Origin of the sequence: Nocardioides dokdonensis FR1436, assembly GCF_001653335.1 — a bacterium.
Classification (GTDB): domain Bacteria; phylum Actinomycetota; class Actinomycetes; order Propionibacteriales; family Nocardioidaceae; genus Nocardioides; species Nocardioides dokdonensis.
Map to the genome: position 1 here is coordinate 1,358,791 of NZ_CP015079.1, position 20,453 is coordinate 1,379,243.

Genomic DNA, 20,453 nt, shown 5'->3' on the forward strand with positions numbered 1-20,453 from the left:
CGGGGTGGGCACCCCCGACCCCTGGGAGCGGCCCGGTTTGGGTAACCGTCCCGCGCTGCGATAACCTCAGCACGCTTCGAGCGCGAGTGGCGGAATAGGCAGACGCGCACGGTTCAGGTCCGTGTGTCCGAAAGGACGTGGGGGTTCAACTCCCCCCTCGCGCACACTTGAGGCGAAAGACCGGTCGTCCAGCGATGGATGGCCGGTCTTTCTCGTTCCGGGGTCTCAGACCCCCGGCACGATCCGCATGTCACGCACCGCGCCGCCGTCCAGGGCGGTCAGCGCCTCCTGGTAGGCGGGGCTGTCGTGCGCGGCGCGGGCGACCTCCAGGGACGCGAACTCGATGAGCACGGTGCGGGTCGTCTCGCCGGCCTCGTAGGTCTGCTCGGGCAGACCCCGGGCCACGAAGGTGCCGCCCGCGGCCTGCAGCGCCGGTCCGGCCAGCGCGGCGTACGCCGCCACCTTGGCCTCGTCGCGGATCTCTCGGTAGATGCTGACCCAGTACACGCTCATGGCGACATTCTTCCGCACCGCCCGGCGGGCCCCTAAGGTCGGGCGATGATCGTCCCGCAGGTCCCCCGCGCGCTGGTGCCGGTCGTGGTGGTCAGTGTGCTCGCCTGGGGCCTGCTGCTGGTCGGTGCCGGCCAGGGCTGGCTGGGGGAGGCGACCGGACGCGGCGGCGAGTTCTGCGAGGCCGGTCGAGGAGGTCTGCTCCGCCAGCCCGTCAACACCCTCAGCAACCTGGGCTTCACCGTGGCCGGGCTGGCCATCGCGTGGCGACGGGACCGGACGCCGGGCGCTCCCGCCGCCCTGACGGCGTACGCCGTGGTGGTGGCACTGCTGGGCCCGGCCAGCGCGGCGATGCACGCCACCGAGACCGCGCTCGGTGGGCGGCTGGACCTGTTCAGCATGTACCTGCTGGCCTCGTTCACGACCGCGTACGCGGTGGTGCGCAGCGGCGGGCTCGACGAGCCGCGGGGCGCCGTGCTCTTCGGGGGCCTCGTCCTGGTCTGCGAGGCAATGGGGTCGCTGCCGGTGACGGTCCCGGTGCTGATGCACCCGGGCAACGTCGTCTTCGCCGTCCTGCTGCTGCTCACCATCGGCCTCGAGGGGCGGCTGGTCCGGCGGGGTCGTGCCGAGCCGGGCTGGGGGCTGGCCTCGGTCGGCACCCTGCTGCTGGCCTTCGCGATCTGGAGCCAGGCCAAGGACGGCTCCGCGCTCTGCGCGCCGAGGTCGGTGCTGCAGGGCCACGGGGCGTGGCACCTGCTGGACGCGCTCGCGGCCTGGTTCCTGGCGCGCCACTACCTGGCCCGTGGGCCCCGGTCGTCGTCCTGACGTTCCACACCACGACACGCCGTGCCGGTGTGCGGAACGTCAGGACGGCGGCGGCCTCAGCCGGCTGCGCGCTCCCGGGTGCGGCTGGCGAGCGCGGCCAGCGCCTGCGGGAAGATCTCCGCGGGCGGGGTGACCAGCCCGGCGCCGACCTGGCCGACGCCGGCCTTGTTGCCGGCCATGCCGGTGTTGATCTGCGGCAGGATCTGGGTGCGGCAGACCAGGCTCACGTCGATCCCGGTCGGGGCGCCCGCGAACTCCAGGATCGGGATGGACCACCGCGGGTTCTCCGCGAGGGTGATCTCCCGCATCCGCCGGGTGGTGGCCAGCGCGTCGGGCACGGTGCCGCCCACGAGCCGCACGATCGCCGGGGCGGTGGCCATCGAGAAGCCGCCGATGCCGGCGGTCTCGGTGATCGCGGAGTCGCCGATGTCGGGGTTGGCGTCCTCGGGGCCGTAGCCGCCCAGGAAGAGACCGTCGGCCACCTGGGCCGGGCCTGTGAACCACTGGTCGCCGGTGCCGGCGACCTGGATGCCGAACTCGGTGCCGTTGCGCGCCATCGCCACCACCATCGTGGAACCCTCGATGCCCCGGGCGGCGTCGAGCGCGAGCTTGCACGCCGGCATCGCCAGGTTGAGGAAGAAGTGGTCGTTGCCGCCGATGAAGCGCAGCGTGTCCGCGACGTCCTTGGCGTCGGCCGCGGACTCCGCCAGGGCCGGGGCGAGGTCCCGCAGCAGCATCAGGGTGCCGGCCCGGTTGCGGTTGTGGGCCTCGTCGCCCATCTGGAGCATCTGGGTCAGGATGCCGGTGACGTCGACCGGTCCGGCCGCCTTCACGGCCTGGGCCAGCAGCGGCCCGAGGACCGCCGACATCCAGCGCAGCCGCTCCAGCACCTCGGGTCCGTAGGCGCCGTAGCGCAGCACCTTGCCGAGGCCCTCGTTGAGCGAGCAGTAGGTGCGGCGACCGCTCACCGGGTCCTCGAGCACGAACATCCACATCGAGGGGGAGACCACGCCGGCCATCGGACCGACGGCGTCACGGTGGTGGCAGGGCTCCAGGGACACGGCGTCGCCGCGCTCGAAGAGCGCGACCGCGTCCTCGGGGTCCTCGACCAGCCCCTCGAGCGCTGCGGCGGCCATCAGCCCGCCGCGCAGCGGGCCGGTGGCCGCAGCCCACTCGATCGGCGGGCCCGCGTGCAGGAACTGGCCGGCCTCGAGGCCCAGCACCTCCGAGGCGGGGGCCACGTCGACCAGCACGGCCTGCACGTCCAGCATCGCCTGCACCGCCCGCGCGTTGGCCGCACGGCGCAGCGGGTCGGCCGCGACGACGGCGAGGTCGTCGGCGGTGCCGTCCATCGGGGGGCGCCAGTCGACCCGGGAGACCGGGACGGCCTGCAGGTCCACGGCGTCGGCGAAGAGGTCGACCCCGGAGGCGGCGACGCCCTCGGGGGCCGCGGTGGGGCGGGGAGCAGGCGTCGTACGGGCGTTCATCGGATGCCTCCGGTCAGGGCGATGGCCCGGCGCGTGGCCCGGGCGTTGGACAGGTGGACCTCGGCGCCGGCCTCGGCCAGGGTCCGGGCCTGGCGGGACAGCTGCTGCGGGTCGGACTCGGTGCCGACGCAGGCGATGACCACCGGGAGCTCACGGCCGGCGGCCCGGGCGGTCCCGATCGCGGCGGTGATGGCCGGGGCGAGGGCGCCGGCGGGGTCGGGCTCCGCGCCGTGGCCGAGCACCACGTCCATCAGGATGCAGGCCGTCGTCGGGTCGGCGGCGGCCCGGCTCAGGTGCTCCAGGCGCAGCGTCGGGTCGATCATCGGGTGCGCCCGGCCGGCGGTGAGCGTGTCGTCGCCGAAGTCGACCATGGTGTGCGCGTCGGCGGTGAGCGAGGAGTCCAGCGCCAGCTCGGGGGAGAGCGGGATGTTGCTCCGGATCCCGCCGAGCTCGGCGGCCGCGACCAGCATCGCCTCGTCGCAGAGCGTGCCGCCGACGAACAGGCCGCGCAGGTGGGCACCGCTGGTGCCGTCCGCGGTGCTGCCCCACGAGGGCCAGTCGGGGACCGGGCTGCCGAGCCGGTCGAGCACGGCCTCGGCGGCGGTGGTGAGGTCGGGCTGGCCGGCGCCGAGCAGCGCGAAGTGGACCGGGGTGGTCAGGGTCTCGGCGAAGGTGCGCAGCTCGGCCGCCACCTCGTCGGCGGGGGGCTTGGAGACCACCACGACCAGCTCGATGGTGGGGTCGGCGTCCAGGCGGCGCAGCGCCTCCCGGGTGGAGCGACCGGCGACCTGGCTGCCCAGGTCGCGGCCGCCGACGCCCAGCGCGGCACCGACCCCGACACCGGCGGCGTCGAGCAGGCACATGAGCTGCTGGCAGCCGGTGCCCGAGGCCGCGACGATCCCGACCGGGCCGGGGCGGGTGGTGTTGGCGAAGCCGAGGCCGAGGCCGCCGACCATCGCGGTGCCGCAGTCGGGGCCCATGACCAGCAGGCCGCGCTCGGTGGCGAGGTCCTTGAGCGCGATCTCCTGCTCCACGGGCATGTTGTCGCTGAAGATCATCACGTCGCGGTCGGCGTCGAGGGCGTCCATCGCCTCGACCATCGCGTGCTGCCCGGGCACCGAGATCAGGGCCAGGTCGGCACCCGACTCGGCGAGTGCGCGGCCCGTGGTGCGGGTGGGCGCCTCCTCGACGGATCCGGAGCGGCGGCGGCTGGAGGCGGCGAGCGCCGCGTCCACGGCGAGGAGCGCGGTCGACACGTCGCCGTCCTCGCCGAGCATCAGCGCCACGACCATGTCGTTGGGCGTCGTCGCCGGCAGGTCGAAGCCCATCGAGGCGAGGACCTCGAGGTTCAGCGGGGTCGCCATCGCCACCTGGGCGCTGTGCACCCCCGGGGTCGCGGCCACGTCCTTGCTGACCTGGAGCAGCGTGACGGAGTCGGCGTAGGCGCCGGAGCGGACCTCCACGTGCTGGCGGTGGGCGGTGAGCGGGGGACTGGTCATGGTGTGAGGCTCCTTGACGCGAGGTGGTGGAGAGCGGTCGTGGCACCGAGCAGGAGCCCGGCGCCGGAGGTGTGGCCGACCCGCATCAGGGCGTCGAGGCGGGCGGTGAGTCGGGTGTCGCGGCCGGCCTCGGCCGGATCGGCCAGGTCGAGGACGAGGCGCCGGAACTCGGGCAGCACCTCACCCCGCAGCGCGCAGCCCAGCAGGGTGGCGGACAGGGCGGTGGTCGCGGTGGGCGCGTGGCGGCGTACGGCGTCCGCGACGGGGCCCGATGCGGTGCCGAGGACCGCGGCCGTGACGGCCAGCCAGCCGCACAGCACGTCGTCGCCGACCGGGGTCAGCCCGCTGCCGCGACCCACGAGGGCGGGCACGCAGGCGGCGGAGCCCGTGGCGAGGTCGGCCAGCGCTGCCGCGGGCAGCTCGGCGCGGACCGCCGCCAGCCGGTCGCCGACGAGGTCCTCGAGCACCCGGGCGCGGGAGGGCACGCCGGCCCGGGGCAGCCGGGGGACGGCGACGTCGACGAGGCGGGTGACCACGACCTCGGAGTCCCCGACCAGGAGCCGGCCCGCACCCAGCAGGGCGTCGGGGGCGGCGGCGATGTCGTCGCTCAGCCGGGGCAGGAGGGTCTGGAGGCCGCAGGGCACGGCCGTCGCGGCCGCCGACAGCACCCCGAGGACGGCAGGGCCGGTCTGGTCGACCGGGCCTGCGGGGTCGCGCAGGTCGAGGTAGACGGCGTCGGGGCCCCGGTGCAGCACTGGGACCGTCCGGGCGGGACCGGCCAGCAGCGCGCCCAGCGGGGCGGGAGCCGCAGCGACGACGCGACGGTGGGTCCTCATGCGTCCTTCCGATGTGCGTCCCCGGGGTCTGGTGGGGACTTCGGTCGACGCTAGTGCGCTGGGGTACGGTCTGCCGATGGTAGGTCTTGCCAAGTTCGAGCCGCTGGGGGTGCAACAGTTGATAAGTCCCACGTACGGAGTCCCGCTGCGCGACCTCCTCCGGCTGGAGGGGATGCAGGGCACCACGGTGCTGGCCGGGCACGGTGGCCTGGACCGCATGGTGCTCGGGATCAACGTGATGGAGGTCCCCGACATCGCCGACTGGGTCAAGCCCCACGACCTGCTCGTCACGACCGGGTTCCCGCTGGCCTCGGGGGAGGACCACCGCAGGCGCACCGTGGCCCTGACCCGGCTGATCCGCGACCTGCACGCCCGTGAGCTGACCGGGCTGGGGGTGAAGCTCGGCCGGTACGTCGACTCCGTGGATCCCGAGGTGCTGGCCCTGGCCGACGAGCTGGACTTCCCGCTGCTGGGGCTGCCGATGGCGTTGGCCTTCGACGACCTGCTGCGCCAGGCCTACGGCCGGATCCACGAGCTCACGGCCGGGGTCCTGGAGCGCATCGACGCCCTGCACCGCGCACTGACGCTGCTGGTCCTGGAGGGCGGCGACCTCGACCAGATCGCGGCCGAGGTGGCCCGGGTCCTCGACCTGGGGGTGCTGATCACCTCGACCGACGGCCGGCTGCGGGCCTCCGCGCTGCCCGAGCAGCTGCGCACCCGTCTCGAGCAGGCCGACCTGCTCGAGCCCGGCGGCCGCTTCCGGGTGGAGCGCGCCAGCACCCGCCCGGCCCCGGTCGGGGACGGCGAGGTGCGGCTCCAGCCGATCGTCGCCGGCGGCACCGACCTGGCGCGGCTGGTGTGCTTCAGCCCGCACCGCCCCCTGTCCCGCGACGACGTCGTCGCGATGGAGCGCGCGGCGACCGTGGCCGCGCTGCTGGTCACCCGCCAGGAGGCGGTCGCGGCTGTCGAGAACAAGTACCGCGGCGACTTCCTGCGCGACGTCTTCCTCGGTCGCGCGGGTGATCGCACCTACGTCACCGAGCACGCCGCCAGCCTCGGCTGGGACCTCGCGAGCCCGATGTACGTCGTCTCCGCCGAGCTCGACCCGATGGCCGCCGACGAGCCCCCGGTCTCGGGCCGGGTGCGTCGCAGCTGGCAGGAACGCTTCGCCACCGCCTGGCGCCAGGTCTGCGAGGGCCGGCGACCGGTCATCCCCACCGTCGACTTCACCGCCGAGGTGGTGGCCCTGGTCCCCGACGGCGATCCCGGTCCCGACGGGTCGACCCCCGTGGACCAGCTGGTCGCGGCGGTGCAGGGCGACCGCGGCGGCGGCCGCCGCCCGTTCTCCGTCGGGGTCAGCCGGCTGGTGACCTCCCCGGACCAGCTGCCCGAGGCCTACCTGCAGGCCCGCCGGGCCACCGAGGTCGGTCGGCGGGTCAGCGGTGGCGGCGGCACCACCCGCTTCGACTCCCTGGGGGTGCACCGGCTGATCGCGCTGGTCCCGGACCCGGCCGAGGCCCGCGCCTTCGCCGTCGACGTCCTCGGCGAGCTTGCCGGGGACACCGAGGAGGCCGCTGACCTGCGCAGCACCCTGCAGACGCTCCTGGACCACAACCTCAACGTGGCCGAGGCGGCGCGGCAGCTGTTCTTCCACTACAACACCATGCGCTACCGGGTGAACAAGCTCGAGCGGCTGCTCGGACCCTTCACCAGCGACCCGCACCTGAGGCTCGACATCGCGGTGGCCTTGCAGGTCCTGCAGCTCCGGGGCTGAGAGACCGACCACAAGGAGTGCCAGTGCTCGCTGTTGTCGCTTGGCACTAGTCGCCCGTGCTCACGTGTGAGGCGCGCCACTAGCGTCACCCAAACGGTCTCGGACAAGAGCAAGGAGCCTGAGGATGAGCATGTTCAAGTGGGAGGTAGTGCACGGAGGCAAGACGCCGCCTCCGGGCGAGGCCGTCGGGCCGATGGAGAGGCTGAGCTGGCCACGCACCATCGGGCTCGGGGCCCAGCACGTCGTCGCCATGTTCGGCGCGACGTTCGTCTTCCCGGTCGTGATGGGGCTCGACCCCAACCTCGCGATCCTCTTCTCGGGTATCTGCACCATCCTGTTCCTGCTGATGGTCAGCAACCGGGTGCCGAGCTACCTCGGCACCAGCGCCTCGTTCGTCGCCGGTGTCGCGGCGATCCGGGCCCAGGGTGGTGACTCCTCCGACGTGACCGGCGCGATCATGGTCTCCGGTGTGATCCTCGCCCTGATCGGCGTGGCGGTGCACGTCGCCGGAGCCGGGTGGCTGAAGAAGATCCTGCCGCCCGCCGTCACCGGCGCGGTCGTCATGCTGATCGGCTTCAACCTGGCGCCCGTCGTGGCCGGCATCTACTGGCCCCAGGACCAGTGGATCGCCCTGGCCACCGCGACCGTCATGGTCACCGCCGCGGTGCTGCTGCCCGGCTTCTGGTCGCGGATCGCGGTCTTCCTGGCCCTGATCTTCGGCTACGCGGTCTCGTGGCTGGCCGACAACGTGATCGGCCCGATCACCTCGGTGACCCCGATCAGCGGCGGCGAGGCCGTCGAGCACGACCGGGTCGACTGGAGCATGGTCGGCGCCGCCGACTGGCTCGGCCTGCCCAACAGCGTCCTGGCCGACGGCGTCTCGGCCGTGCACGGTCCCAGCTTCTCGCTGACCTTCATCCTGCTCGTGCTGCCCGGCGTCATCGCGCTGGTCGCGGAGAACACCGGTCACGTGCGCGCCGTCGCGGAGATGACCGGCGAGGACCTCGACCCCTACATGGGTCGGGCGCTCTTCGGCGACGGTTTCGCCACCGCTCTCGCGAGCGCCTTCGGTGGCTCGCCCACCACGACGTACGCCGAGAACATCGGCGTCATGTCCGCGACCCGGATCTACTCCACGGCCGCCTACTACGTCGCGGCGCTGGTCGCGATCATCCTCGGCCTGAGCCCGAAGTTCGGTGCGATCGTCAACGCGATCCCGGGCGGTGTGCTCGGCGGCATCACCGTGGTCCTCTACGGCATGATCGGCCTGATCGGCGCCAAGATCTGGGTCGAGAACGGGGTCGACTTCGGCAACCCGGTCAACCTGGTGGGCCTCTCGGCCGGCCTGATCGCCGGCATCGGCGGGGTCACGATGAAGATCACCGACGACTTCGAGCTCGGTGGCATCGCCCTGGGCACCATCCTGGTCCTCGCCTTCTTCCACCTGGTCAAGGGCCGCAAGGAAGAGCTCGGTGCGGGAGAGGTGACGAAGGTCCTGTGAAACCCGCCCCCTTCTCGTACCTGAGACCGACCACGCTCGACGAGGCGCTGGCGAACCTGGCGGCCGATCCGGACGCCAAGGTCCTCGCCGGCGGCCAGAGCCTGGTGCCGCTCCTCTCGATGCGGCTCGCCGCACCGAGCACGCTGGTCGACATCAATGCAGTACCGGGCCTCGACCAGGTGCGCACGGACGAGAAGGGGGTCCGGGTCGGAGCCCTCGCCCGGCACGCCGCCGTCGAGGCCGACCCGGCCGCGCGGCGGGTCCAGCCGTTGCTCTCCCTGGCGCTGCGGATGGTCGCCCACCCGACCATCCGCAACCGGGGCACCACCGTCGGGTCGCTGGTGCACGCCGACCCGTCCGCCGAGATGCCGGTGGTGCTGATGCTCCTGGGCGGCAGCGTCACCGCTGCCTCCGCCCAGGGCACCCGCACCATCGCCGCCGAGGACCTCTACGTGGGGCTGATGGAGAGCGCCCTGAGCCACGACGAGATCGCCACCGAGGCGTTCTTCCCGGCCCTGCCGGACGGCGCAGGGGTGGCCTTCGACGAGATCGCACGCCGCCACGGCGACTACGCCCTGTGCGGGGTCGCCGCGATCGTGCACGCCGACGAGGAGGGGGCCGTCACCTCCGTGCGTGCGGGCTACCTCTCGGTCAGCGACCTCCCGACGGTGGTGGACCTCACGGAGGCCTTCACCGCTGGAGCCCTGGACGAGGAGGGCCTCGACCGGGCCGCCGAACTGGCGCTGGAGTCGCTGGCGCCCGAGGGAGACATCCACGGCACCGCCGCCTACCGGGCGCAGCTGGCCCGGGTGCTGACCAAGCGAGTGGTCCGCCGGGCCCACGAGGACTGCCTGGCACGACGCAAGGGAGACGCATGAGCACGCACGCCCCGACCCAGACCGATCCGGCCACCGGGGAGGAGCTGCACGACGTCCGGCTGCACGTGAACGGGATCGTGCACCAGGTGCGACTGCCGGCACGTCGCCTCCTCTCCGACGCCCTGCGCCACGACCTCGGCCTGACCGGCACCCACGTCGGCTGCGAGCACGGCGTCTGCGGCGCCTGCACGGTGCTGCTCGACGGACAGCCGGTGCGCGCCTGCCTGATGTTCGCCGTCTCCGCGGCCGGCCAGGAGCTGACCACCGTCGAGGGGCTCGCCCAGCCCGACGGCCGCCTCGGCCACGTGCAGCAGGCCTTCAAGGAGTGCCACGGGCTGCAGTGCGGCTTCTGCACCCCGGGCTTCCTCACCACCATCACCGCGGGGCTCCGGGACAATCCCGACCCCACCGAGGACGAGGCCCGCGACATGATCGGCGGCAACCTCTGCCGCTGCACCGGCTACCAGAACATCGTCAAGGCGGTGTGCCGGGCGGCCGAGCTCGGCCGGCTCGAGCCCGACCAGGAGGACCAGTCGTGACCACCAAGCTCTTCGGGCAGGCCGTCCAGCGGGTCGAGGACGACCGGCTGCTGCGCGGCAACGGCCAGTACGTCGACGACCTGATGCCCGGCGCCCTGCACGCCGCCATCCTCCGCAGCCCGCACGCCCACGCGAGGATCCTCGGCATCGACGTCGACGCGGTCCTCGACGTGGACGGGGTCGTGGCCGTCTACACCCACGAGGACCTCGACGGGGCGATGGCCGAGCCGCTGCCCCTGCTCATCCCGCACCCCACGCTCACCCACGGCCGCACGCAGTACGCCCTGGCCCGCGACGAGATCAACTACGTCGGCGAGGCCATCGCGATGGTCGTCGCGGTGGACCGCTACGTCGCCGAGGACGCGGTCGGACGGATCCACGTCGACTACGAGGTGCTGCCCCCGGTGGTGGGCATCGAGAACGCCCGCGACGGCGAGCTGCTGGTCCACGACGACGTCCCGGGCAACCGGGCCGCCCGGATGGAGCAGGAGGTCGGCGACGCCGAGGCCGCGATCGCCGCTGCCCCGCACCGGCTCAGCCTCGACCTCGAGGTCGAGCGCAGCGCCTGCATGCCGATGGAGGGTCGCGGCACCGTCGCCCGTTGGGACACCGACTCGCACCGGATGCAGGTGTGGACCTCCACCCAGACCTCGTCCGGGGTCCGGGCCGCGGTCGCCGCCAAGCTGGGGCTCGACCTCGGCCAGGTCGACGTGATCACGCCCGACGTCGGAGGTGGCTTCGGGGTCAAGATCGTGCACCCCTGGCCCGAGGAGCTGCTGGTGCCGATGGCGGCCCGAGCCCTGGGTCGTCCGGTGAAGTTCATCGAGGACCGCCGCGAGCACTTCATCTCCTCCGCCCACGAGCGCGGCCAGGTCCAGCACGTCGACGTCGGCTTCGACGACGACGGCCGCCTCCTCGGCCTGTCGGTGCAGTTCTGGCACGACAACGGCGCGTACACGCCGTACGGCCTGATCGTCCCGATCATCACCTCGACCCAGCTGCTGGGGCCCTACAAGCCCGCCAACTACAAGGTCGTCTTCGACAGCCTCTACACCAACACCGTCATCGTCACCCCCTACCGCGGTGCCGGGCGTCCCCAGGGCGTGTACGCCATGGAGCGCACGATGGACGCGATCGCTGCCTACCTGGGCAAGGACCGCACCGTCGTCCGGGCGGCGAACTTCATCCAGCCCGACGAGTTCCCCTACGACCAGGGCCTGCTCTTCCAGGACGGCCGCCCGCTGATCTACGACTCCGGCGACTTCCCGGCCTCGTTGGAGAAGCTCAAGGCGCTCGTCGGCTGGGACGACTTCGAGCGGATCCGGGACGAGGCCCGCGCCGAGGGGCGCACGGTCGGGATCGGGCTCGCCTGCTACGTCGAGGGCACGGGGGTCGGTCCCTACGAGGGCGGCCACGTGCACATCGAGACCTCGGGGAAGGTGAAGGTGTCCACCGGGCTGACCAGCCAGGGCCAGGGTCACCAGACCGCCTTCGCCCAGATCGTGGCCGACGAGCTCGGGGTGCCCTTCGAGGACATCGAGGTCGTCACCGGCGACACCCGCCGCTCGCCGTACTCGGTGGGCACGTTCGCCTCCCGGGCCGCGGTGATGAGCGGCTCGGCGATCGCCCTGGCTGCGCGCAAGACCCGCGAGAAGGTGCTGCGGATCGCGGCGGACGCGTTGGAGACCACCCCCGAGGACCTCGAGATCGTCAACGGCGTCGTCCAGGTCAAGGGTGCGCCCGCGAGCCGGATCGAGCTCGGGACCATCGCGGTGCTCTCGAACCCGCTGCGCTACGCCTTCGACGAGGCGTCGAAGGCGGCCACCCAGTTCGCTGTGGGCGACCCCACCAAGCCGCCGGTGGCCGACGACGACGAGCCGGGCCTGGAGGGCAAGGACTTCTACTCCCCGCTGCGCTCCACGTTCGCCAACGGGATGCACGCCGTGGTCGTCGAGACCGACCCGGACACCGCGGAGATCACGATCCTGCGCTACGCCGTGGTCCACGACTGCGGCAACCTGATCAACCCGCTGATCGTCGAGGGCCAGATCCACGGCGGCGTCGCGCAGGGCGTGGGTGGTGCGCTCTACGAGCGGATGGCCTACAACGAGCACGGCCAGCTCGAGAACGCCTCGTTCATGGACTTCCTGATGCCCTACGTCAGCGAGGTGCCCAAGCACATCGAGATCGACCACATCGAGACCCCGTCCCCGCTGAACCCGCTGGGTCTCAAGGGCGCCGGCGAGGCCGGCGTCATCCCCTCCGCGGCGGTCTTCGCGTCCGCCATCGAGGACGCCGAGGGCTTCTCCATCACCTCGATGCCGATCTCCCCGTCGGAGCTCTTCGCGCTCCGGCTCCACCACGAGCAGAAGCTCCAGGAAGGACCCCACGCATGAAGATCTCCGGAGAGGCCGTCCTCGAGGCACCCGTCGAGCAGGTCTGGAACGCCGTGCTCGACCCCTCGGTGCTGGTGCGCACGATCCCCGGCTGCGAGCAGCTGCAGGTGACCGGCGAGAACCAGTACGACATGACCGTCACCGCGGGTGTCGCCGCGATCCGCGGCACCTACACCGGCACCTGCGAGCTGCGTGACCTGCAGCCGCACGAGTCGCTGGTGCTCAAGGCCGCCGGCGCCGGCGCCCCCGGCACCATCTCCGCCGACGTGAAGGTGACCTTCATCGACACCGGCGAGGGCACCACGCGACTCACCTACGAAGCCGTCGCCGTCGTCGGCGGGATGATCGGCGGGGTCGGGCAGCGGATGCTCACCTCGGTCAGCAAGCGGCTCGCGGGGGAGTTCTTCTCCTCGATCAACCGCGTGCTGAGCGGCGCCGAGCCCGAGGCTGCCCCCGCCGCGGCGGTGGCTGCCGGCGCCCCGGCTGCTCCCGGTGCCCCCGCCACGGCACCTGCCGCGGGCGGCACGACCTTCACCGCCCCGCCGCGAGGCGGCTCGGGCGGCGCCGGTGGCGCGCTGCCCGGTGGCGACTTCGTGCAGGGCGTGCTGATCGGCGGCGGCCTCGTGCTGGCCGGCGTGCTGGCCGGTGCCCTGGCCGCCCGTCGGAGGGGTTGAGCGACATGAGCGCCCTCGACCACTTCAGCACCGCCCTCGAGATGGCCGCGGCCCTGCGGGCCCGGGAGATCTCCGCCCGTGAGCTGCTCGAGCTGCACCTGGCCCGGATCGACGAGGTCAACCCGCAGGTCAACGCACTCGTCAGCGTCGACCCCGACCGGGCCCGCGCGCAGGCGGCGGAGGCCGACGAGCGCCTGGCCCGCGGCGAGGAGGTCGGCGCCCTGCACGGCCTGCCCTACGCGGTGAAGGACACCCACGACGTGGGCGGGTGGCGCACGACGTACGGCTCGCCCCTGATGGCCGACCACGTGCCCGAGGCCGACGAGCTGGTCGTCGAGCGGATCCGCGCGGCCGGTGCCGTGGTGGTCGCGAAGAGCAACGTGCCGGAGTTCGCCGCCGGCTCGCACACCTTCAACACGATCTTCGGGACCACCCTCAACCCCTACGACCTGGGCCGCTCCGCGGGCGGGTCGAGCGGCGGCAGCGCGGCGGCCCTGGCCACCGGCATGGTGGCCCTGGCCGACGGCACCGACATGGGCGGCTCGCTGCGCAACCCCGCCTCGTTCAACAACGTCGTGGGCCTGCGTCCGGGCCTGGGCCGGGTGCCCGAGTGGCCCCAGGCCAACGCGTGGGAGGCCACCGCGGTGAGCGGTCCGATGGCACGCACGGTCGGTGACCTGGCCCTGCTCCTCTCGGTCCAGGCCGGTCCGACCCCGCGCGTCCCGATGGCCCTGGAGACCCCGGGTGCGGTCTTCGCGGAGCCGCTCGAGCGGTCGGGGGGCGCAGCCCTGGCGGGCCTGCGGGTCGCGCTCTCGGCCGACCTGGGTGGTGCCTTCGAGGTCGACCACGAGGTCGCCCGGGTGCTGGCCGACCAGGTCGCGGTGCTCGAGGGGGCGGGCAGCCGTGTGGTCGACGCCCACCCCGACCTGCACGAGGCGGAGGACACCTTCCGCACCCTGCGGGCCTGGCACTTCCAGGCCCGGTTCGGCGACCTGCTGGCCGCCCACCCCGACCAGTTCAAGGCCTCGCTCGCCGACAACATCCGGGCCGGCGCGCCGCTCAGCGGCGCCGACGTGGCCCGGGCCTACACCCAGCGCACGACGCTCGCGGAGCGGATGCGGGTCTTCTTCGAGTCCCACGACGTCCTGGTGCTGCCGGTGAGCCAGGTCCCGCCGTTCCCGGCCGACCAGGAGTACCCGCAGTCCATCAACGGCCGCCCCCAGGAGACCTACCTCGACTGGATGCGCTCGTCGTACCTCATCACCGTGACCGGCTGCCCGGCCATCTCGGTGCCGGCCGGGTTCACCACCGACGGGCTGCCGGTCGGCATCCAGATCGTCGCCCCGCACTCCGGGGAGCGACGGCTGCTGGAGATCGCGCACGCCTTCGAGCAGATCACTCGCGTGGGAGATCGTCGCCCGGCCCTCGGCAACGTTTGACGAACGGTCGCCGGTCGGCGATGCCCGGTTGGCGAACAGTGACAACGAAAACGCCATCGTCCGGCAAGTGATGCCGTGTTCACCGCCTCAGTTCCCGGGTGGAATGGTCCCCGTGAACCTCAGGGAACTTCCCCCAGAACAGGAGCAGCCCGTGACGCAGGACCGTCTCATCAGGATCGGCATCGACACGGGTGGCACCTTCACCGACGTCGTCGCCTTCGACGAGGGCAGCGGCGAGCTGGTCTCGACCAAGACGCCGTCGACGCCGGGCAACCCGGCCGACGGCTTCCTCGCCGGCGTGGAGAAGGTGCTCGGACTGCTGGGTCTGCCCACCGACCACGGCGACGCGATCGCCGCGGTCAGCCACGGCACCACGGTGGCCACCAACCAGCTCCTCGAGGGCAAGGTCGACGAGCTCGGCTTCATCACCACCGAGGGCTACGAGGCGATGCTCGAGATCGCCCGCCAGTCGGTGCCCGACGGGTACGGCAACTCCTACTTCTGGGTCAAGCCCGACCGGATCGTCCCCCGGCACCTGGTCAAGGGCGTCGGCGGCCGCCTCGACCACACCGGCGCGGAGGTGCGCCCCTTCGACGAGGAGGGCGCCCGCGCCGCCGCCCGGTGGTTCCGCGACCGCGGCGTGAACACGCTCGGCGTCTGCCTCCTGCACGCCTACGCCAACTCCGAGCACGAGGAGCGGCTGCGCCAGATCCTGCGCGAGGAGCACCCCGAGGCCGTCGTCAGCGTCTCCTCGGAGGTGCTGCGCGAGTACCGCGAGTACGAGCGCGCGATGACGACCCTCGTCGACGCCGCGGTGAAGCCGAAGCTCTCCCGCTACGTCAGCAACATCAAGACCCGGCTGGACGCCTTCGCCAGCACCGAGGTCGAGCGGCACGTGCCGTTCTACGTGATGAAGTCCAACGGCGGGGTGCTCTCCGCCGAGGAGGTCGTGCACCAGCCGATCACCACCGTCCTGTCCGGCCCCGCGGCCGGCGCCCTGGGCGCCGCGCTCATCGCCCAGGTCGCCGGTTTCGACAAGGTCCTCACCTGTGACGGCGGCGGCACCTCCACCGACGTCTCGGTCGTCATCGACGGCGAGCCCACGCTGACCACCGAGGGCAGCGTCGGGGCGTTCCCGAGCAAGATCCCGATGATCGACGTCGTCACCGTCGGTGCCGGCGGCGGCTCCATCGCCTGGCTCTCCCCCGAGGGCACCCTCAAGGTCGGTCCGCACTCGGCGGGCGCCGACCCGGGCCCGCTCTGCTACGCCAAGGGAGGGGCCGACGTCACGATCACCGACGCCCACGTGACCCTGGGCCGGATCCCTCCCCACCTGCTCGGTGGCGAGATCCCGCTCGACGTCGACGCCGCCCGCACCGGCGTCGTCGCCCTGGCCGGCAAGCTCGGCATCTCCCCGGAGGAGTGCGCCAGCGGCGTCCTGGAGATCTCCGCCTGGAACCAGGCCAACGCGCTGCGCCAGATCACCGTCAAGCGCGGCCTCGACGTCCGCGACTTCACCCTGACCACCTTCGGCGGCTCCGGCTCGCTGCTGCTGTGCCGCCTGGTCGACATCCTCGGGCTGCGCGCCGTGCTGGTGCCACCGAACCCGGGCAACGTCTCCGCCTTCGGCCTGCTGACCGTCGACGTCAAGAACGACTACGTCCAGACCAGCGTCAGCCTGCACGAGAACCTCCGTGCCGACGAGGTGGCCGGGGTCCTCGACACCCTCACCGCCCGCGCGGCCCGGGCGCTGGACGGCGAGGGCTTCCCCGCCGAGCAGCACCGCTTCGACCGCACCGCGGACGTGCGCTACTTCGGCCAGGCCTACGAGGTGCGGGTGCCCATGCCCGACGGCCCCGTCGACCAGGCGACCCTCGACGAGGTCGCCCGCCGCTTCCACGCCGAGCACCGCGGCCTGTACGGCTACGACTTCTCCACCGACGACAGCCAGCAGGTGGAGTGGGTCAACCTGCGGGTCTCGGGCATCGGCCCGATCCAGCGCCCCGACATCGCCGTCGAGACGATCGCCGACGAGCCGGGCACCCCCGAGCCGGCGAGCCGCCGCCCGGTCTGCTTCGAGGCGACCACCGGGTACGTCGACACCCCGGTCTACTGGCGCCCCGACCTGGCCCCCGGGCAGCAGGTCAGCGGCCCCGCCGTGATCGAGGAGTTCGGCTCGACCATCCCGCTGCACCCCGGCTTCCACGCCCGCATCGACGCCCACCGCAACGTCATCGTGACCCGAGAGGACGTGACGGCATGACCGCCGCTCCCGCCACCGAGCCCGCCCTCGAGCCTGGCCGCACGACGATCCCGTCGGCCAAGGCGCCCACCCAGTTCCCGTTCGGCAGCCTGACCGGCGACGCCGGCGCGTCCGCCGACCCGGTCCTCGTCGAGATCGTCCAGGGCAGCCTGGCCTCGGTCGAGATGGAGGTCGAGACGGCCATCGGCCGCACCTCGCGCTCCCCGATGATCCGCGACGCGCACGACTTCCGCGCCGGCATCCACGACCGGCTGCTGCGCAAGCTGACCGGTCGTTCCTACAGCGCCCTGGTGCACCCCATCGCCCGGGACTTCCCGCTGGAGGAGATGCGCCCCGGCGACGTCTTCTTCCACAACGACGTCTACGAGTCCGAGGGCGGCATCGGCCACCTGCCCGACCTGTGCGTCACCGTCCCGGTCTTCCACGACGCCGGCAACGGCCCCGAGGTCGTCGCGTTCGTCCAGGCCTTCGGCCACCACGACGACATCGGCGGAGCCGTCCCCGGCTCGATGCCCAGCCACGCCACCTCGGTCTTCGAGGAGGGCCTGATGGTGCCGCCCATCAAGCTGTGGGACCAGGGCGTCCCGGTCCGCTCCGCGCTGCGGATCATGACCCGCAACTCGCGGATGCCGGAGTCCCTGGCCGCCGACCTCGACGCCGAGTGCTCGGCCTGCCTGATGGGCGCGCAGCGTCTCGGTGAGCTCTTCGACCGGTACGGCCGCGACGTCGTGGAGTCGTGCTTCGACGCGATCATCGACCGCACCACCCAGACCTACCGGCGCGAGATCCTCTCGAAGATCCCGGTCGGCAGCTGGGTGTGGGAGGACTACGCCGAGCACGACGGGGTCGACGAGCCGCAGCTGCACACGCAGCGGATCACGCTGACCCGGACGCCGGCCGAGGACCCCGACGGCGAGCGGATCATCATCGACTTCGCCGGCACCTCCCCGCAGGCCAAGGGCCCGATCAACCACTGCGGCGACTACTCCGACGGCGTCTTCCTCAAGAAGTGGCTGGCGCCGATCCTGCGCAACCTGGCCGACACCCCCGAGCGGATGGCCGAGCTCGACGTCAACGAGGGGATCATCCCCCTCATCGAGATGCGCTTCCCGCCCAAGGGCACCCTGCTCACCCCGGAGTTCCCGGCCCCGACCAACGCCCGCACGTTCGTGATCCTGCGCCTGCTCGGGGTGCTGTCCGGCGTGGTCGCGAAGGCCGTCGACGGCCGGATGCCCGCCGACCAGGAGACGATCCGCTACACGGGCGTCTACGGCGACGACCTCGAGGGCCGTCCCTACCTGATGCGCGAGGTGCTCGGCGGCGGCTCCGGCGGCCGCTACTACGCGGACGGGGAGGACACCATCCACGTGGTCCCCGACTCCCGGAACCTGCCCAGCGAGTTCACCGAGTCGCGCTTCCCGTTCCTGGTCGAGAAGCTCGGCCTGGCCATGGACTCCGGCGGCGCCGGGCAGTTCCGCGGTGGCCTCGGCTACGAGAAGCACATCCGGATGCTCAAGGACGGCCACTTCATGTCGATCGCCGACCGGTCGATCCTGGCCTGCTGGGGCGTCAAGGGTGGCCAGGCCGGTCGCTCCTTCGAGGTCGTCATCGACCCGGACGGCCCGAACGAGCGGATCGTCGAGGCGCTGGCCGACGACGAGCCGGTCAAGGCCGGTGAGGTGATCCGGATCCGGACCACCGGTGGCGGCGGCTGGGGCGACCCGCTGGTGCGCGACCCCGAGATGGTGGTCCGCGACGTGGTCTGGCGCAAGGTCTCGCCCGAGGCGGCGCTGGCCGACTACGGCGTCGTGCTGACCGGGTCGCTGGACGACGACAGCCTCGGCTTCGACGCCGACGCCACCGAGCGGCACCGCGCCGAGGTCGGCGCGGCCCGCCCGGAGCAGGCCTTCTTCCACCGCGGGCCGGGCTACGCCCAGCTCAGCGGCGGGGCCACGGTCGCGGACGTCGACTGGCTGTGACCCAGCACGAGGTGGGCGTCCTGGCCGGTCGAGGCAAGACCGGCCGGGCGCTCGCCCGGGCCCTGCGCGAGCGGGGAGCCCGGGTCCGTCCGCTGGGGCGGGCGGACCTCGACCGGCTCGACCCGGCCCTGTCCGGGTGCACGGCGGTCTACCTGATGGCGCCGAACCTGCACCCCGACGAGCCGGCGCTGGTGGCCGACGTGCTGGCAGCGGCGCAGCGGGTCGGGGTGGACCGCGTGGTCCACCACTCCGTGGCAGCGCCGTACACGCCGTCGATGCCGCACCACCTGGGCAAGGCCCGCGGCGAGGACCTGGTCCGGCGCAGCGGGCTGCGCTGGACGGTCCTGCAGCCCTGCGCCTACGTGCAGAACCTCCTGTCCGGGCTGCGCGGCGACGAGCCCGCGGTGCGGGTGCCCTACGACCCGGACCGGCTCTTCGGGCTCGTCGACCTCGCCGACGTGGCCGAGGCCGCGGCCCGGGTGCTGCTCGAGGACGGCCACGAGGGGGCGACGTACGAGCTGGGCGGACCCCGACCGGTCTCCGCCCGCGACGTCGCCGAGACCGCCGCGCGCGTGCTCCGGCGCGACGTGCCGCTGCAGCGGGTGCCGACCGACGAGGCGGTGGCCGCGGCGCCGGAGGCCGAGCGGGAGTGGCTGCGCGCGATGTTCGAGTACTACGACCGGCACGGGCTCCCGACGGGCGGGCTCGTGCTCCGGGCCCTGCTCGGTCGGGGCGGCACCCCGCTCGCCGCGACCCTGGCCCGGGAGCTCGGAGCCGGCGACCCGGCCGCAGGGCCGTCCGCCACTGGCAGATAGTGCCCACATCGGCGCATCCACTTGGCCGATCCTGCCCGTGCCAAGGCGGTGCGGCCGACCCTAGGTTCGTCAGCATGCGCATCGTCATCGCCCTGGGCGGCAACGCCATGACCTCCTCCGACGGACGCGCGCGCCCGGAGGACCAGGCCCAGGCGGTCGCCCAGGCGGCCGAGCTGGTCGCCGACCTGGTGGTCGCCGGCCACGACGTGCTGCTGACCCACGGCAACGGCCCCCAGGTGGGCAACCTGCTGCTCAAGAACGAGCTGTCGGCCTCCGTGGTGCCGCCGGTGCCCCTGGACTGGTGCGGCGCCCAGACCCAGGCCACGATCGGCGCCCTGATGCTGAGCGCGCTCGACGGTGCCCTGACCCGCCGCGGCAGCGACCGCCGTTCGGCCGCGCTGGTCTCCCGCACCCTGGTCGACGCCGCCGACCCCGGCTTCACCGACCCGACCAAGCCGATCGGTCGCTACCTGCCCGAGGACGAGGCGCGGGTGCTGATCGAGCACGGCCAGCACTTCGTCGAGGTGCCCGACCGTGGGTGGCGCCGGGTGGTGGCCTCCCCGGAGCCGCTCGAGTGCCTCGACGGCCCGGCCGCCGACACGCTGCTGGCCCAGGGCTACCTCGTGGTGTGCTCCGGCGGCGGGGGCATCCCCACCGTCCGCCGCGACGACGGCAGCCTGAGCGGCATCGAGGCCGTCATCGACAAGGACCTCACCGCCGCCCTGATCGCCCGGCAGACCTCGGCCGACGTCCTGGTGATCGCCACCGACGTCGACTCCGCCGTCACGGACTGGGGCACCGCCCACGCCCGCCCGATCGGGGAGGTCACCGTCGCCGAGATGCGTGCCATCTCCCGCGACCAGGGCTTCGCGGCGGGGTCCATGGGACCCAAGGTGGAGGCCGTCACGCGCTTCGCCGAGCAGACCGGCGGCACCGGGATCATCACCTCCCTCAGCCGCATCGCCCAGGCCATCGAGGGACACCTCGGGACCCGGGTCGTGCCGGACCCGCCCGTCCCGCGCTGACCGGCCGGCCACT

16 protein-coding genes and 1 tRNA gene are annotated in these 20,453 nt (G+C 73.0%); 13 read left to right on the forward strand and 4 right to left on the reverse strand.

The genetic code is table 11. The annotated features are described in order from the left end of the window. Positions 1 to 80 precede the first annotated feature (80 nt). Positions 81 to 164 (forward strand) — tRNA-Leu (locus tag I601_RS06450). A gap of 61 nt (positions 165 to 225) precedes the next feature. Here I601_RS06450 and I601_RS06455 read toward each other — a convergent pair. Next, positions 226 to 513 (reverse strand): DUF1330 domain-containing protein, encoded by a 288-nt coding sequence (locus I601_RS06455; RefSeq protein WP_068107530.1) that lies wholly within the window; start codon positions 511 to 513, stop codon positions 226 to 228. Between the two features lie 45 nt (positions 514 to 558). Between I601_RS06455 and I601_RS06460 the strand changes: the two genes are divergently transcribed. After that, positions 559 to 1,335 carry a ceramidase domain-containing protein gene (locus I601_RS06460; RefSeq protein WP_068107532.1) on the forward strand — a complete coding sequence of 259 codons (777 nt, stop codon included), beginning with the start codon at positions 559 to 561 and terminating at the stop codon, positions 1,333 to 1,335. Between the two features lie 56 nt (positions 1,336 to 1,391). On the opposite strand, the gene I601_RS06465 is transcribed toward I601_RS06460, so the two are convergent. From I601_RS06465 to I601_RS06475, 3 genes are read right to left on the reverse strand one after another with little or no spacing between them, the layout of a single operon-like run. Beyond that, entirely contained in the window at positions 1,392 to 2,822 is a 1,431-nt protein-coding gene (locus I601_RS06465; protein ID WP_068107534.1) for a YlbE family protein, read from the reverse strand. Beyond that, complete coding sequence (locus tag I601_RS06470) at positions 2,819 to 4,321, reverse strand: FdrA family protein (RefSeq protein ID WP_068107536.1); 1,503 nt, start codon at positions 4,319 to 4,321, stop codon at positions 2,819 to 2,821. The genes I601_RS06465 and I601_RS06470 overlap by 4 nt, the downstream gene beginning before the upstream one ends. Continuing rightward, a complete protein-coding gene (locus I601_RS06475) occupies positions 4,318 to 5,157 on the reverse strand; it encodes an oxamate carbamoyltransferase subunit AllH family protein (protein ID WP_068107538.1) in 840 nt (279 codons plus the stop codon). The genes I601_RS06470 and I601_RS06475 overlap by 4 nt, the downstream gene beginning before the upstream one ends. Positions 5,158 to 5,233: 76 nt before the next feature. Here I601_RS06475 and I601_RS06480 point away from each other — a divergent pair, with 76 nt between their 5' ends. From I601_RS06480 to I601_RS06530, 11 genes are all read left to right on the forward strand, one after another. Next, positions 5,234 to 6,931, forward strand: a complete 1,698-nt coding sequence (locus I601_RS06480; protein WP_068107540.1) for a PucR family transcriptional regulator — start codon at positions 5,234 to 5,236, stop codon at positions 6,929 to 6,931. A 124-nt stretch (positions 6,932 to 7,055) separates the two neighbouring features. Continuing rightward, the gene (locus I601_RS06485; RefSeq protein ID WP_218917760.1) at positions 7,056 to 8,432 is read left to right on the forward strand and encodes a uracil-xanthine permease family protein; all 1,377 of its coding nucleotides are present in this window, start codon (positions 7,056 to 7,058) and stop codon (positions 8,430 to 8,432) included. Continuing rightward, entirely contained in the window at positions 8,429 to 9,310 is an 882-nt protein-coding gene (locus I601_RS06490) for an FAD binding domain-containing protein (RefSeq protein ID WP_068107542.1), read from the forward strand. Before I601_RS06485 ends, I601_RS06490 begins: the two co-directional genes overlap by 4 nt. Beyond that, entirely contained in the window at positions 9,307 to 9,849 is a 543-nt protein-coding gene (locus I601_RS06495; RefSeq protein WP_068107544.1) for a (2Fe-2S)-binding protein, read from the forward strand. The genes I601_RS06490 and I601_RS06495 overlap by 4 nt, the downstream gene beginning before the upstream one ends. Next, positions 9,846 to 12,245 carry an aerobic carbon-monoxide dehydrogenase large subunit gene (gene cutA / locus I601_RS06500; RefSeq protein WP_068107546.1) on the forward strand — a complete coding sequence of 800 codons (2,400 nt, stop codon included), beginning with the start codon at positions 9,846 to 9,848 and terminating at the stop codon, positions 12,243 to 12,245. Before I601_RS06495 ends, cutA begins: the two co-directional genes overlap by 4 nt. Continuing rightward, on the forward strand, positions 12,242 to 12,919 hold the full coding sequence (locus I601_RS06505; protein ID WP_068107547.1) for an SRPBCC family protein: 678 nt from the start codon (positions 12,242 to 12,244) through the stop codon (positions 12,917 to 12,919). Before cutA ends, I601_RS06505 begins: the two co-directional genes overlap by 4 nt. A gap of 5 nt (positions 12,920 to 12,924) precedes the next feature. Further along, positions 12,925 to 14,358 carry an amidase gene (locus tag I601_RS06510; protein ID WP_179948558.1) on the forward strand — a complete coding sequence of 478 codons (1,434 nt, stop codon included), beginning with the start codon at positions 12,925 to 12,927 and terminating at the stop codon, positions 14,356 to 14,358. A gap of 151 nt (positions 14,359 to 14,509) precedes the next feature. After that, positions 14,510 to 16,621, forward strand: coding sequence for a hydantoinase/oxoprolinase family protein (locus I601_RS06515; protein ID WP_068107551.1), 2,112 nt, complete (start codon positions 14,510 to 14,512; stop codon positions 16,619 to 16,621). Next, complete coding sequence (locus I601_RS06520; protein WP_084527275.1) at positions 16,618 to 18,600, forward strand: hydantoinase B/oxoprolinase family protein; 1,983 nt, start codon at positions 16,618 to 16,620, stop codon at positions 18,598 to 18,600. Before I601_RS06515 ends, I601_RS06520 begins: the two co-directional genes overlap by 4 nt. Continuing rightward, complete coding sequence (locus I601_RS06525) at positions 18,597 to 19,415, forward strand: SDR family oxidoreductase (RefSeq protein ID WP_218917761.1); 819 nt, start codon at positions 18,597 to 18,599, stop codon at positions 19,413 to 19,415. Before I601_RS06520 ends, I601_RS06525 begins: the two co-directional genes overlap by 4 nt. A gap of 74 nt (positions 19,416 to 19,489) precedes the next feature. Continuing rightward, complete coding sequence (locus tag I601_RS06530) at positions 19,490 to 20,440, forward strand: carbamate kinase (protein WP_068107556.1); 951 nt, start codon at positions 19,490 to 19,492, stop codon at positions 20,438 to 20,440. Positions 20,441 to 20,453 lie beyond the last annotated feature (13 nt).